The organism is Streptomyces sp. NPDC056480 (assembly GCF_042795405.1).
GTDB lineage: Bacteria > Actinomycetota > Actinomycetes > Streptomycetales > Streptomycetaceae > Streptomyces.
Genome location: NZ_JBHTSA010000048.1, coordinates 47,092 through 60,219 on the forward strand (window position 1 = coordinate 47,092; position 13,128 = coordinate 60,219).

The 13,128-nt window shown below is 71.4% G+C and carries 14 protein-coding genes; 3 read left to right on the forward strand and 11 right to left on the reverse strand.

The window, feature by feature from the left end:
- Positions 1 to 52 precede the first annotated feature (52 nt).
- Entirely contained in the window at positions 53 to 1,294 is a 1,242-nt protein-coding gene (locus ACFQ79_RS21770) for a hypothetical protein (RefSeq protein WP_383585932.1), read from the reverse strand.
- Positions 1,295 to 1,403: 109 nt separating this feature from the next.
- Positions 1,404 to 2,369, reverse strand: a complete 966-nt coding sequence (locus tag ACFQ79_RS21775; RefSeq protein WP_383585934.1) for a fibronectin type III domain-containing protein — start codon at positions 2,367 to 2,369, stop codon at positions 1,404 to 1,406.
- A 131-nt stretch (positions 2,370 to 2,500) separates the two neighbouring features.
- On the opposite strand from ACFQ79_RS21775, the gene ACFQ79_RS21780 reads away from it, so the two are divergent.
- Positions 2,501 to 3,094 carry a hypothetical protein gene (locus tag ACFQ79_RS21780; RefSeq protein WP_383585936.1) on the forward strand — a complete coding sequence of 198 codons (594 nt, stop codon included), beginning with the start codon at positions 2,501 to 2,503 and terminating at the stop codon, positions 3,092 to 3,094.
- A gap of 18 nt (positions 3,095 to 3,112) precedes the next feature.
- Here ACFQ79_RS21780 and ACFQ79_RS21785 read toward each other — a convergent pair whose 3' ends face one another.
- The 9 genes from ACFQ79_RS21785 to ACFQ79_RS21825 all read right to left on the reverse strand — a co-directional run bounded on the left by ACFQ79_RS21785 (position 3,113) and on the right by ACFQ79_RS21825 (position 11,146).
- On the reverse strand, positions 3,113 to 3,793 hold the full coding sequence (locus ACFQ79_RS21785) for an aspartate/glutamate racemase family protein (protein ID WP_383585938.1): 681 nt from the start codon (positions 3,791 to 3,793) through the stop codon (positions 3,113 to 3,115).
- A 59-nt stretch (positions 3,794 to 3,852) separates the two neighbouring features.
- Complete coding sequence (locus ACFQ79_RS21790) at positions 3,853 to 5,202, reverse strand: nucleobase:cation symporter-2 family protein (RefSeq protein WP_383585954.1); 1,350 nt, start codon at positions 5,200 to 5,202, stop codon at positions 3,853 to 3,855.
- A 399-nt stretch (positions 5,203 to 5,601) separates the two neighbouring features.
- Positions 5,602 to 6,990, reverse strand: a complete 1,389-nt coding sequence (locus ACFQ79_RS21795) for an 8-oxoguanine deaminase (RefSeq protein WP_383585940.1) — start codon at positions 6,988 to 6,990, stop codon at positions 5,602 to 5,604.
- A gap of 48 nt (positions 6,991 to 7,038) precedes the next feature.
- Positions 7,039 to 8,445 (reverse strand): nucleobase:cation symporter-2 family protein, encoded by a 1,407-nt coding sequence (locus ACFQ79_RS21800; protein WP_383585942.1) that lies wholly within the window; start codon positions 8,443 to 8,445, stop codon positions 7,039 to 7,041.
- Between the two features lie 71 nt (positions 8,446 to 8,516).
- Positions 8,517 to 9,440 (reverse strand): factor-independent urate hydroxylase, encoded by a 924-nt coding sequence (gene pucL, locus ACFQ79_RS21805; protein WP_030323851.1) that lies wholly within the window; start codon positions 9,438 to 9,440, stop codon positions 8,517 to 8,519.
- A 5-nt stretch (positions 9,441 to 9,445) separates the two neighbouring features.
- Complete coding sequence (uraH, locus tag ACFQ79_RS21810; protein WP_383585944.1) at positions 9,446 to 9,835, reverse strand: hydroxyisourate hydrolase; 390 nt, start codon at positions 9,833 to 9,835, stop codon at positions 9,446 to 9,448.
- Complete coding sequence (gene uraD / locus ACFQ79_RS21815; RefSeq protein ID WP_383585946.1) at positions 9,832 to 10,356, reverse strand: 2-oxo-4-hydroxy-4-carboxy-5-ureidoimidazoline decarboxylase; 525 nt, start codon at positions 10,354 to 10,356, stop codon at positions 9,832 to 9,834. Before uraD ends, uraH begins: the two co-directional genes overlap by 4 nt.
- Before the next feature lie 155 nt (positions 10,357 to 10,511).
- Entirely contained in the window at positions 10,512 to 10,850 is a 339-nt protein-coding gene (locus tag ACFQ79_RS21820; protein ID WP_229314890.1) for a helix-turn-helix domain-containing protein, read from the reverse strand.
- A gap of 44 nt (positions 10,851 to 10,894) precedes the next feature.
- Entirely contained in the window at positions 10,895 to 11,146 is a 252-nt protein-coding gene (locus ACFQ79_RS21825; RefSeq protein ID WP_229314891.1) for a thiamine-binding protein, read from the reverse strand.
- Positions 11,147 to 11,286: 140 nt separating this feature from the next.
- Here ACFQ79_RS21825 and ACFQ79_RS21830 point away from each other — a divergent pair, with 140 nt between their 5' ends.
- On the forward strand, positions 11,287 to 12,120 hold the full coding sequence (locus ACFQ79_RS21830) for a TIM barrel protein (RefSeq protein ID WP_383585948.1): 834 nt from the start codon (positions 11,287 to 11,289) through the stop codon (positions 12,118 to 12,120).
- Between the two features lie 47 nt (positions 12,121 to 12,167).
- A complete protein-coding gene (locus tag ACFQ79_RS21835) occupies positions 12,168 to 13,061 on the forward strand; it encodes a 2-hydroxy-3-oxopropionate reductase (protein ID WP_383585950.1) in 894 nt (297 codons plus the stop codon).
- Positions 13,062 to 13,128: the final 67 nt, after the last annotated feature.

Genomic DNA, 13,128 nt, shown 5'->3' on the forward strand with positions numbered 1-13,128 from the left:
GGGGGACGAATCGGACGTACGACGCAGGGGGCGGGGCGGGGAATCGCTGGCGTCACGGTCGTCTGCGCAGGGCGCGGACGACCTGGGCCATGTGCTGGATGTGGCCCGCGCGCAGCCAGACGCCCGGCGTGCCGACGCCCTCGGCGCCCTCGGCGCCCTCGGCTCCCCGTCCGGTGGCGCAGGAGAGGAGCCAGCGTTCCCCGTCGCTGAATCGGTCCCCCCGGAAGCCCTCCGCGTGGACGATCTCCCGGGCCCGCGCGCGCACCGCGTCCGCGTGGTCGGGCCCTCGGGTGGGCACGCGTCCGAGGAGGAACGTGCGCTCGGTGGTGTAGCGCACGATGCCCCACGGCGAGCCGCCGTCGGCCTCGACGGGCCGGTCGTGGCTTCCGGGGTGGTCGGCGCCGTAGTCGCCGTGGACGACGTGCTCCGCCGGGCGGTCGGGTCCGTCGACGAGCATGTGCCAGACGTCCCAGTCGAATCGCTCCGCCTCCGCGAGCGGCGCTCCGTAGTCCGCCGGGTAGGCGGGAGGGAAGGAACCGGCGAGCAGGACGACCGTTCGCCAGGGATGCAGGGGGCCGAGCAGGGCCAGGGCGCGCCGCGCCCACTTCTCGGCGGGGCGGTGCTCGTCGACGACGGCCCCGAGGTCGAGCAGCAGGTCCAACGGGCAGTGCGCGAAGGCGATCCGGTTCAGGAGGCGGCCGACCTCGTCCCCGAGACGCTCGTCGGGAAGCCCGGTCAGGAACAACCGGACGCCGAGACCGCTGCCGCTCAGGCGGGCGGCCTCGGCACAGGCCGTCTGCTGCTCGACGGCACGCTCGACGCCCGTCACGGGCCGGAGCGCGGCCGCCGCCGGTGTCCGCCGGAGACCGGGCACGAGGTGCGCCACCTCGTCCTCCACGTGGAAGGCGTCCACCCAGGCGGGCCGGCCTCGCTGCACGGTCCCTATGCGGTGCAGTGCGGACCCGAGGTGGGCGGCGAGGGCGGCGGGGTCGGGGTCGAGCGGGTGGGACGGCCGGCGGCCCATGGTGCGGACCCGCCCGACCCGGGGCGGGACGACCCACAGCGGCGTCACGCACGCGCGTACCCGGTGCGGCAGACGGTCGTACGCGTCGAGCGCGCTCCGACGCGCGGGCAGGGCGGGCACGTAGAGCGGGGCGTCGGGCGGGCGGAGGACGGGACGGACGACTGGACTGAGGAGTGGACGGAGGAGCGGATCGCGGCGCGGATCGCTGTGCGGATCGCTGTGCGGATCGCTGTGCGGATCGCTGTGCGGATCGGACAACGGCTCGAACATCGGCGCCCCCCAGCGGCCCGTTGCATCCCCTGCTTCGCAGGGTGAGGGGCCTCGGTGCGCGGCGAAAGGAGGCGATTCCGGCCAGTCCGCGGGTCGGTCCGCGGCGCCGTCAGCGCACCACCACCGTCCGGGGCGCCGAGAGGTCGCCCCAGGTGCCGTCCGGGAGTTGGGCGCGGAGGGTGACGGTGTAGCGGGTGCCCGGGGGGTCATGGACCGGGAAGGTGTAGGTGGCGCGGCCGGGGGGCGGGGCGGTGCCCCAGATGACGGTGGTGGCGAACCTGCCGTTGAGGTGGAGTTCGTGGTGGGTCACCGGGGCGCCCGTGTCCGGCGGGGTCCAGGTGACGGTGATCTCGCCCTTGGCCGCCGTCGCGGTGAGGCGGGTGGGGGCGGTGTTCGGGGGCGCGCCGGGGGACGGGGCCGTGGTGAGGTCGACGGGGGTGCTGTCCGGGGAGGAGTTCTCGGCGGCGTCGCGGGCACGGACGGTGAACGCGTAGGCGGTGCCGGGGCGCAGGCCGGTGACGTGGGCGGTGGTGGCGGTCCCGGGCACGGTGTGGATGCGGGTGTCGGCCTGGTAGACGTCGTACGCGGTGACGTCGGTGTCGTCCCGGGACGCGGACCAGCGGAGGGTCGCGGCGCGGCCGCCGTCGGGGGTGACGCGGAGCGCGGCCGGCGGGGTGGGGGGCGTGCGGTCCTCGACGGTGGCGCGGAGGGTGGTCGCGGTGACGGTGGCGCTCGGGGGCGAGACGTTGCCGGCGGCGTCCCTGGCCCGGACGGTGAAGCGGTGGAGGGTGGCGGGGGCGAGGCCGACCACGTCGGTCATCAGGGTGGTGGCCGGGAGGTCCCTGACCTTGCGGCCCTCGCTGTAGACCGCGTACCCGGTGACGGCCCGGTCGTCGGTGGCCGCGCTCCACATCACATGGACCGTGCCGGCGCTGCCCGCCGTCGCGGTGACGCCGGAGGGGACGGTGGGGGCGCGGGTGTCCTCGGCTTCGGGAGCGGCGCCTCCGGAGCACCCGGCGAGGGCGAGGGTCAGCGCGAGGGCAGTCAACAGGCTTGCAGCGAGCGGGCGTTGCACGGGCCGGCCTCCGTCCGTCGGAAAGGTCCAGACCTATATCGCACAGTCGGACCGGGCTCGACAAGGGGGCGTTGTCAGTGGGGTGCGCTTCACTGGGAACATCACTCTCCGTAGCCGAATCTGGGGGCATCATGACGGACCGTACGACCTATGTGAGCCACGCCGGGGTGCGCCGCCGCGGCTGGACCGACACGATGGTGCGGCAGCTGCTCGGCACACCCGATGTGCAGGGCCGCGATCCGCGCCGCTGGTCCCCCGCGCCCCTGCGGCTCTACCTCCTGGCGCGGGTCGAAACGGTGGAGCGGACACCCGAGTTCGCCGAGACGTCGGCGCTCCCGCCGGCCCGCTCCTCGGCCGCCGCGGCCTACGCCGAGCGGCGCCGGGCCGCCGTCCTGGCCGCGATCCGCGCGGAACCGATCGAGGTCCCCCGGCTTCCCGGGCCCGAGTTGGAGCGGCGGGCGGTCCGGCACCGACAGCTCCTGGGCGCGCGCAGTCCCGGGACGGCACCGGGAGACGGGGCTCCGGCCGGCGCGCTCGTACGGTGGCAGGTGAGCTATCTCCGGCACGCCCTCGCGCGGTACGAGGCGCTGCTCGACGGGCTGTACGGGGAGACCGGGCGCGGCGAGGCGGAGCGGCTGCTGCGGCGGCGGCTGTACGAGGCGATCGGCGCCGCGTATCCGGCGCTGGCTCAGGAGTGCCGCCGCAGGATCGTGGTGGAACGGTGACACCCGACACCGTCCGCGTCATCGGAGTCCGGGTGAGCCGCCCCTCGGCGGTCGGCGTCCCAGCAGGCGCGTGAGCGCCCGGCATGCCGCCGGGATCGGGGCCACGATCCTGACCGCGCAGCGGGTGCGGAGCTCCTCCGCCGCGTCGCCCAGCGGGCCGCCTCCGATGACGACCGCCCGTGCCCCGTCCCGCTCCACGCACGCGCGGACCGCGCGTTCCAGTTCGGCGAGGAGCGACTCGGGGTCGGCGGAGAGGTGTTCGGGGCCGCCGGTCGTCAGGCGGAGGCCCGTGAACCGGTCGGCGAGGCCCAGGGCCGTCACACGGCCCGCGATGGCCTCGGCGAGGCGCGGTGTCGTGGTGGCGATGCCGAAGGGGGTTCCCCCGGCGGCCGCTTCCCGGAGGGCCGCCTCGCCCAGGCCCACCACGGGCACCTCGGTGACCGCGCGCAGCTCCGCCGCTCCCGGGTCGCCGAAGGCGCCGATGAGGAGGGCCGCGCAGTCGCCGGCGGCCGTGGCGCGGAGGCCCGCGGCCACGACTTCCGCGGCGGCGGCGTCCAGCGCGGCGGGGTCGGTGAGCATGCGCGGGCCGCGGGCCACCGTCACGCCGTGGACGGGGAAGGCGCCGCCGGCGGCGCGCCGGGCGAGGGCGGTCATCATCGCGGTCGTGGCGGTGGAGGTGTTGGGGTTGATCAGCACCACGGCCCCGGGCCCCGCGGCGTGCGCGGGGACCGGGGCGTGGGGTGGAGCGGCGGGCGGGTTCAGTGGACGTGCGCCGCCTTCGCCGTGTGGCTGCCGGAGATCTCCTCGCCGGGCTCCATCGGCGCGGTGACGTCGTCGTCGTCCTGTCCCCGGCCCAGGTGGTTGAAGACCACGTTGAGCAGGACGGCCGCGACGCAGCCGGTCGAGATGCCCGAGTCCAGGATGATCTTCGCCGTCTCCGGGAAGGCGTGGTAGAACTCCGGCGCGGTGATCGGGATGATGCCGACGGCCAGGGAGACGGCCACGATGAGGACGTTGTTGTCCTTCTCGAGACCGGCCTTGACCAGGGTCTGGATGCCGCTCGCGGCGACCGAGCCGAAGAGGACGACACCCGCGCCGCCGAGGACCGGCCGGGGGACGACCGAGATCAGCGAGGCGGCGACCGGCGAGAGGCCCATCAGGACCAGGAAGCCACCGCCGCAGGCGACGACGAAGCGGCTGCGGATCCGGGTCATGGCGACCAGGCCGATGTTCTGCGCGAAGGCGCTGCACATGAAGCCGTTGAAGAGCGGGCTGATCGCGGAGCCGAGGGTGTCGGCGCGCAGTCCGGCCGCGATGGTCTTCTCGTCGGCGGGCCGTTCGACGATCTCGCCGAGGGCCAGCATGTCGGCGGTGGACTCGGTCATGGAGACCAGCATGACCACGCACATCGAGATGATCGCGGCGAGGGCGAACTGCGGGCCGCCGAAGTGGAACGGCGTCGGGAAGCCGACGATGTCCGCCTCGGTCACCGGGGAGAAGTCGGTGACGCCGAACGGTATGGCGATGAGGGTGCCGATGACGAGTCCCAGGAGGACCGCGATCTGCTTGACGAAGCCCCGGGTGAAGCGGCGGAGCAGCAGGACGACGACGAGCGTGATGCCGGCGAGCGTGAGGAACGTGGTCGAACCGTAGTCCTCGGCCGCGGGGTTGGGCCCTTGGGCCCAGCCGAAGGCGACCGGGAGGAGGGAGACACCTATGAGGGTGATCACGGTGCCGGTGACGACCGGTGGGAAGAACCGCACGAGCCGGGAGAACCAGGGCGCGGCGAGGAAGCCGAGAAGGCCGGCGACGATGATCGCGCCGAAGATCACGGGGAGCGCGTCGGCCTTGTCGTCGGTGGTGTCGACGATGGCGAGCATCGGTGCGACACCGGCGAAGGTGACGCCGTTGACGAAGGGGAGCCGGGCGCCGATCTTCCAGACCCCGAGCGTCTGGAGGAAGGTCGCGAGCCCCGCGGTGAAGAGGCTGGCGCCGGTCAGGAAGGTGAGTTCGGTGCCGGAGAGGCCGACGGCCGCTCCGACGATCAGGGGCGGGGCGACAACGCCCGCGTACATGGCGGCCACATGCTGGAGGCCGCTGGTGAGCATCTTCAGTGGGGGCAACGTCTCGTCGACCGGATGCGTCTCGCGGTCGTCGGGGGCGGAGCCTGCGTCTTGAGCATTGCGAACCTGGGGCTTGGCGGCCACGGCGGTTCCTCCGGTCGGTTACACGTCGGCGGTGACGCGGGGTTCAGGGAGGTGGTGCGATGCGGTGCGGGGTGCAGGAGGTGCGGCTCGTTGCAGGGTGGTGCGGGGGTGCGGTGCGCTCGTGGGAGTCTGCGGCGCGGGGACGGACGCCCGGTGGGGGTGCGGGCGGACATCACCGTCCCGGGAGGTGCCGTACGTCTTCTGCGTACGGCACCTCCCGGTCGGGCTGCCGCGGACCCCGCTCGGGTCCGCGGCGACCGACCGAGGGCCGTCCCCCTCGGTCGGACTCCATGGGGAGGGTCAGGCCTGGGCCGCGATGCGGGCCAGACGCTGGGCCTCCGCGCGCGCGTCGCGCGCGATGGTGTCCTCGTCGACGGTGAGCAGTCGGTCGTTCTCGACGATCTGCTTGCCGTTGACGAAGGAGGCCGTGACCGGGGCCGCCGCGCCGAAGACGATGGCGGTGACCGGGTCGGCGATGGTGGAGTGGCCGAGGCCGTCGATCTTCCAGAGGACGAAGTCGGCGAGCTTGCCGGCCTCGAGGGAGCCGATGTTGTCGGCGCGGCCGAGGACCTGGGCTCCGCCGTAGGTGCCGAGGCGCAGGGCCTGGCGGGCGTTGAGCGCGGCCTCGCGGTGGGCGCCGAGACGGTTGATGAGGAGCGCGTTGCGCAGCTCGGTGTGGAGCTCGCCGGACTCGTTCGAGGCGGTGCCGTCGACGCCGAGGCCGACGGGTACGCCCGCCTTCAGCATGTCGGGGACGCGGGCGATGCCGGCGGCGAGACGCGCGTTGGAGGAGGGGCAGTGCGCCACACCGGTCTTGGTGCGGGCGAAGGCCGCGATGTCGGAGTCGTTCATGTGGACGCAGTGCGCCATCCACACGTCCTCGCCGAGGAAGCCGGTGGACTCGAAGTAGTCCGTCGGGCCCATGCCGAACAGCTCGTGGCAGAACTTCTCCTCCTCCACGGTCTCCGAGCCGTGGGTGTGCATGCGCACACCGAGGCGGCGGCCGAGCGCGGCGCCCTCCCGGAGGAGTTCGGTGGAGATGGAGAAGGGCGAGCAGGGCGCGACGGCGACCTGGGTCATCGCGTCGAAGGAGGCGTCGTGGTACTTCTTCACCGTCTCCTCGGTCGCGGCGAGCGCGCCCTCGGTGGTCTCGACGGCGAAGTCCGGCGGCAGGCCGCCGTCCTTCTCGCTGCGGTCCATGGAACCGCGGGCGAGGGTGAAGCGGACGCCCATCTCGGAGGCGGCGCCGATGATGGCACCGGACAGGTCACCGGAGTTCACCGGGTACACGTAGTGGTGGTCCATGGCGGTGGTGACACCGCCGCGGGCCATCATGGCCAGCGAGCCCTGCGCCGCGGCGCGCACCATCTGCTCGTCGATCCGCGCCCAGGTCGGGTAGAGGGCGACGAGCCAGTTGAAGAGGTTGTGGTCGGTCGCCAGGCCCCGGGTGATCCACTGGTAGAAGTGGTGGTGGGTGTTGACGAGACCGGGCGTGACGAGATGGCCGGTGGCGTCGATGCGCCGGACCACGTTCTCCAGGCCCTCGGGAGCCTTGCCGGCGCCGATGGACTCGATCTTGTTGTCCGCGACGACGAGGTAGCCGGAGGCGTACTCGGTGTCGTTCGCGTCGACGGTCGCGATCGCCGCGTTCTCGATGACGATGCGCTGGGCTGCCGAAGGTGCTGCCATGGCGGTGCTTCCTTCATTCCTCGGGGGTGGTGTGGGCACGGCAGGACCCTAGGAGGATTTGAGTGCCGGAGCCGTGTGACGGCTCCGGGTGCCGAGATGGTGGAAGAACAGATTCAGCAGGACGGCGACGAGTGCGCCGGCGCTGATGCCGGATCCGAGCACGGTCTGTGCCCAGGCGGGGAACTCGGCGTAGAAGGTGGGCGCGGCGAGCGGGATGATGCCCGCTCCGAGCGCGACGGCCACCAGGATGATGTTGGAGCTGTCGTCGAGTCCGGCTTCCGAGAGGGTGCGGATGCCGCTGACCGCGATCGAGCCGAAGAGGACGATGCCGGCGCCGCCGAGGACGGGCATCGGGACCATGGAGACGACGGCGCCGAGGGCCGGGAAGGCGCCGAGGACGAGCAGGGCGCCGCCTGCGACGGCGACCACGTACCGGGAGCGCACCCGGGTCAGCGAGACGACGCCGACGTTCTGGGCGAAGGCCGAGGTCGGGAAGCCGCCGAAGACGGGGCCGAGGAGGGTGGCGATGCCGTCGGTGCGCAGTCCTCGGGTGATGGTCCGGCCGTCGCTGCGCCGCTCGCAGATCTCGCCGAGGGCGAGCATGCCGGCGCTGGACTCGGTCATCAGGACCAGCATCACGATGCACAGGGAAAGGATCGCGGCGGGCTGGAACTCGGGGGCGCCGAAGGCGAAGGGGGCGGGCAGGGCCGCGACCGGCGCTTCGCTCAGGGCGGTGAAGTCTGCCATCCCGAAGGGGATCGCGGCGAGGGTGCCGATGAAGAGACCGAGCAGCAGGGCGATCTGCTTGACGAAACCCTTGCCGAACCGCTGGAAGAGCAGGATGACGACGAGGGTGAAGCCGGCGAGTGCCAGGTACTTCATGGCGCCGAAGTCGGCGGCGGTCCGGTCGCCGCCCTGCGCCCAGCCGACGGGCACGGGCATCAGGGTCACCCCGATGAGGGTGATGACGACGCCGGTGACGAGCGGCGGGAAGAAGCGAAGGAGCCTGCCGAAGAAGGGTCCGACGGCGAGGCAGAACACTCCGGCGACCATCACCGCGCCGTAGATGGCCGGGAGTTGGTGACCGGGGGCGCTGGTCTCGGCTATGGCGAGCATCGGCGCGATGCCGGCGGAGGATGCGGCGTTGACGAACGGCAGCCGGTTGCCCGCGAAGTTCCGGACGCCGAGCGTCTGCAGGATGGTGGCGCAGCCGGCGATGAGCAGGCTGGCGGCGATGAGCCGGGTCATTCCGGCGGCGTCCAGGCCGACCGCCTGGCCGATGATGAGCGGAGGGGTGACGACGCCGGCGTACATCGCGGCGATGTGCTGGAGTGCCGCGGGGACGAGCCGCGAGGCGGGGAGCTTTTCGTCCACCGGGTGGACCTGGTCGGTCGGTTCCGGCGGGGTGGAACACGGGCCTTCGGCGGGTGCCGGCCCCTTTGCTGGCTGTGCCATGAGAATCCCTCCGGTCCGGCGCGGCCCCCGCCCGACTGCGGGCGGGCGGGGGCCGGTCACACGGACGCCGCTTAGAGGTTGGTCATGTCGACCGGGATCTGCGCCGTGGCTCCGTCGCGGAGGACGGTGGCCTCGATGAGGCCGTACATGCGGTCGGCGGCGTAGTAGACCTCGTTGTCGTTCTTGAGGCCGAAGGGCTCGAGGTCGACCAGGAAGTGGTGCTTGTTCGGGAGCGAGAAGCGGACTTCGTCGATCTCCGAGCGGTGGTTGATGATGCGCGTGGCCATCTGGTACAGCGTCTGCTGGAGGGAGTACGAGTACGTCTCCGAGAAGGCCTCGAGCATGTGCTTCCTGGTCTGCTCGTAGGACCGCTCCCAGTTGGGCATGCGCTGCTCGTCGTCGGTCCAGTTGAACCGCCAGCGGGCGGACACCTGCGTGGCCAGGATGCGGTCGTACGCCTCCTGGAGCGTCGTGTACTGGTCCTTGATGTAGCCCCAGAACTCCGAGTTGGTGGAGTTCATGACCACGAGGTCCTTGAGGCCGGAGATGACCTCCCAGGTGGCACCGTCGTAGGTGATCTGGGTGACGCGGGTCTCCTGGCCCTTGCGGGCGAAGGAGTGGTTGACCTCGTCGGCGCCGATGAACTTGGAGTTGGCCTCGGAGGACGCGATGCGCTCCCAGGAGTACTCCTCGATCCGGATGCGCGCCTTCTTGATCGGCTCCTGGCTGGTCACGAAGTGGCGGGCGAGGTGGATGCCGAACTGCTCGGCGGACTCGATGCCGTACTCCTTGGCGAACGCGAAGATGGTGTTCTTCGTCGTGTCGGTGGGGAGGCAGTGGGCGTTGGAGCCGGTGAGGTGGACGTCGTCGAGGTCGCCGGAGAGGGCGACGGAGACGTTCAGGTCCTTGATGTGGTGGGTGTCGCCGTCCCGCGTGATCTTGACGACGCGGTTCTCTGCTTTGCCGTACTGGTTCTGGCCGAGAATCGTGGGCATGTCTGCTAGCTCCCTCGGTATACGGAGTAGCCGAACGGGTTGAGCAGCAGCGGTACGTGATAGTGCTCGCCCGGCGTGACGGCGAACGTGATCGCCACCTCCGGGAAGAACGCACCGCTGTCCCTTACGCGGGGGGCGTCCTGCTGCGCCTCGGCTTGCTTCTTGGAGAAGTAGGTCTCGACCTCGAAGTCGAGACGTACGTGGGTGGTGCCCTCCGGCAGCGCCGGCAGGTCCTTGCAGCGCCCGTCCGCGTCGGTGGCGGAGCCGCCGAGCGCGACCCACTCCGCGTCGAAGCCGCTGCGGGCCGCGAGCGTGATGGCGACGCCCTCGGCGGGGCGGCCGACGCTGGTGTCCAGGATGTGCGTGGACACCGAGGCCGTGGTGTCGGTGCTCATGCGGAGCTCTCTTCCTCGGAGGTCTCTACGAGACGGGTCAGCCGGATGCGGTTGATCTTGCCCAGTTCGGTGCGGACGATCTCCCGCTCCGCCTCGGGCGAGTTGCCGATCCGCTGCCGGAGCGCGTCGCGCATCTGCTCGCCGGTCCGGCCGGTGGCGCAGATGAGGAAGACGTGTCCGAACGTGTCCTGGTAGGCCAGGTTGAGTTCGAGCATCTCGGCCTTGAGCTCCGCGGAGGCGCCGGCCATCCCGCTCTGTTCGCGGGAGGAGGTCGGGTCCCCGGCCTTCGGACGACCGATCGGCGGGTGCCCCGCCATCGCCTCGGCCAGGTCCTCTGCGGTCAGCTCGGCCATGGCGGCGTCGCTGGCGAGGAAGAGAGCTTCGGCGGTGGTGAACGGGCGCTGGGCGAGGATCTCGCTCCCCCACGCCGAACTGGAACACACCTCGTGGAGCGCGGCGAGGGCCTCGCTGTCCGCGGAGGTGTTGAACCGGGTGAGGCCCGGTGTCGTACCTGAAGTCACGGGAAGCCTCCGTGGCTGTTTTTCGCTGTGCGTCGGACGGGCTGCGGATAGCTAACGCCCTCCGCAACACAACGTCAACACTTTGTTGAAAACTCGGCCATACAAAAGCCGTCGTCCCGACATCCGGACGACGGCTCGTGGCCACACATGATCAACTACTCGCCCTTGGCGGCCTTTTCCCTGCTCAGGGCGGTCTCCCTGTTCAGGTAGTTGTACACGGTGAAGCGGCTGACACCCAGTGCACCCGCCACCGTCTCCACTCCATGGCGTACCGCGAAGGCCCCGCGCGCCTCCAGGAGGCGGACGACCTCCTGCTTGGCCTTGCGGTCCAGTTCGGCCAGTGGCATTCCGTGCCGCCGTTCCATCGCCACGAGGATGTGGTCGAGGGATTCGGACAGCTGCGGCAGCCGTACGGCGAGCACGTCCTCCCCCTCCCAGGACAGGACGACGTCGTCGGCCTCCGCCTGCGCGGGCACGAGCAGCTCGGCGCCCATGGCGTCGACCAGCGGCTTCACCGCGGTGACCAGAGGGTGCTCGTTCACTTCTCGCCCTCCCCGAGCACATTGACCTGGAGCGAGACGCGCGTGGCCCCGGCCGCGAGCGACTTGCGCAGCAGCGCGTCGACGGCGGTGAGCACCTCGTCGGCACCGCCTTCCGCCGTGTTCCCGAAGGGGCCGACGTCGACCGCGTCCAGCTGGGCCGACTGGATGACCTCACGAGCCACGACCGCGTGCGCCGGCGCCTCGTCGAGGTCGAACGGCTCGGTCGTGAACTCCACTCTCAAACGCACCATGGCCCCACGCTACGGCCCCACTCCCGTCTACGGGAGCCTCGGACCTGCGGCGACCTCTTGACAAGCGGCTCCCCCGCCTTGCAACATTCCGTCAGACAGAAACTTACTTCCGCGATACGGAAGGAGCGCCGCCCCTCATGGGATACACGGACCAGCGCTTCGATGTGAACCTGTCGATCCTCTTCACGGAACTCCCGCTCCTGGAGCGCCCCGCGGCCGCCGCCGCGGCGGGCTTCACCGCGGTCGAGCTGTGGTGGCCCTGGATCGACACCGCCACCCCCGAGCAGAGCGAGCTCGACGCCCTCAAGAAGGCCCTTGAGGACGCCGGCACCCAGCTGGTGGGCCTGAACTTCTACGCCGGACAGCTCCCCGGCCCCGACCGCGGAGCCCTCTCCGTACCCGGGGACGAGTCGGACCGCTTCCGCGCCAACATCGAGGTGGCCGCCGACTTCGCCGCCTCGGTCGGCTGCAAGGCGCTCAACGCGCTCTACGGCAACCGCGTCGAGGGCGTCGACCCGCAGATCCAGGACACCCTCGCCCTGGAGAACCTGGTCCTGGCCGCCCGCGCGGCCGACAGGATCGGCGCGATCCTCCTCGTCGAGACCCTCAACAAGCCGGAGTCGCCGCTCTACCCGCTGGTGAGCGCCCCCTCCGCGATCGAGGTCATCGACAAGGTCAACGCGGCGACCGGGCTCGGCAACGCCAAGTTCCTCCTCGACATCTACCACCTGTCGATGAACGGCGAGGACGTCAGCCAGGTCATCGCGGAGTACGCGGCCAAGACCGGCCACGTCCAGATCGCGGACAACCCGGGCCGCGGCGCGCCGGGCACCGGCGACCTGCCGCTCGAGCAGCTCCTCGACGAGCTGAAGAAGGCCGGTTACGACGGCTGGATCGGCCTGGAGTACAAGGCCGCCGACGCCGCCGCTTCCTTCGAGTGGCTGCCCGTCGAGGCCCGCCCGGCCCGCTGACGCAGGCTCCCTCCCCGTACCACCTTGTTTTGAGAGGCACCCTCACCATGAGCAGCAACCTCCCCAAGATCGCTTGGATCGGCCTCGGCATCATGGGTTCGCCCATGTCCGAGAACCTGCTGAAGGCCGGCTACTCGGTCACCGGCTTCACCCTCGAGCAGGACAAGCTGGACCGGCTCGCCAAGGCCGGCGGCACGTCCGCCTCCTCGATCGCCGACGCCGTCAGGGACGCCGACGTCATCATCACGATGGTGCCCGCCTCCCCGCAGGTCGAGGCCATCTCCTACGGCCCGGCCGGCATCCTGGAGAACGCCAAGCAGGGCGCGCTGATCGTCGACATGTCGTCGATCACCCCGCAGACCTCGGTCGACCTGGCGAAGAACGCCAAGGAGAAGGGCATCCGCGTCATCGACGCGCCCGTCTCCGGCGGCGAGGCCGGCGCCATCGAGGCCGTGCTCTCGATCATGGTCGGTGGCGAGAAGGCCGACTTCGACGAGGCCCTCCCGATCCTCGAGGCCCTCGGCAAGACCATCGTCCTCTGCGGCCCGCACGGCTCCGGCCAGACGGTGAAGGCCGCCAACCAGCTGATCGTCGCGGTCAACATCCAGGCCTGCGCCGAGGCCGTGGTCTTCCTGGAGAAGTCCGGTGTGGACCTCCAGGCCGCCCTCGACGTCCTCAACGGCGGCCTGGCCGGCTCGACCGTGCTGACCCGCAAGAAGGACAACTTCCTGAACCGGGACTTCAAGCCCGGCTTCCGGATCGACCTGCACCACAAGGACATGGGCATCGTCACCGACGCCGCCCGCAACGTCGGTGCGGCCCTCCCGGTCGGCGCGGTCGTCGCCCAGCTCGTGGCCTCGCTGCGCGCCCAGGGTGACGGCGGCCTGGACCACTCGGCCCTGCTGCGCGCCGTCGAGCGCCTCTCCGGCGCCCAGGTCTGATCCAGCGCCCCCGTGAGCGGGGGCCCCAGATTTCCGGTCGGCGGCGGCGCTGACAACTGTCCTGTCG

Bases quoted from the DNA above. Each gene is read 5' to 3' on its own strand.
- ACFQ79_RS21800 (WP_383585942.1), bottom strand. From the start codon at position 8,445: ATGGCACAGCCAGCAAAGGGGCCGGCACCCGCCGAAGGCCCGTGTTCC.
- ACFQ79_RS21820 (WP_229314890.1), bottom strand. From the start codon at position 10,850: ATGGGCGCCGAGCTGCTCGTGCCCGCGCAGGCGGAGGCCGACGACGTC.
- uraH (WP_383585944.1), bottom strand. From the start codon at position 9,835: ATGAGCACCGACACCACGGCCTCGGTGTCCACGCACATCCTGGACACC.
- ACFQ79_RS21835 (WP_383585950.1), top strand. From the start codon at position 12,168: ATGAGCAGCAACCTCCCCAAGATCGCTTGGATCGGCCTCGGCATCATG.
- ACFQ79_RS21795 (WP_383585940.1), bottom strand. From the start codon at position 6,990: ATGGCAGCACCTTCGGCAGCCCAGCGCATCGTCATCGAGAACGCGGCG.
- ACFQ79_RS21770 (WP_383585932.1), bottom strand. From the start codon at position 1,294: ATGTTCGAGCCGTTGTCCGATCCGCACAGCGATCCGCACAGCGATCCG.
- pucL (WP_030323851.1), bottom strand. From the start codon at position 9,440: ATGCCCACGATTCTCGGCCAGAACCAGTACGGCAAAGCAGAGAACCGC.
- ACFQ79_RS21780 (WP_383585936.1), top strand. From the start codon at position 2,501: ATGACGGACCGTACGACCTATGTGAGCCACGCCGGGGTGCGCCGCCGC.
- ACFQ79_RS21790 (WP_383585954.1), bottom strand. From the start codon at position 5,202: ATGCTCACCAGCGGCCTCCAGCATGTGGCCGCCATGTACGCGGGCGTT.
- ACFQ79_RS21830 (WP_383585948.1), top strand. From the start codon at position 11,287: ATGGGATACACGGACCAGCGCTTCGATGTGAACCTGTCGATCCTCTTC.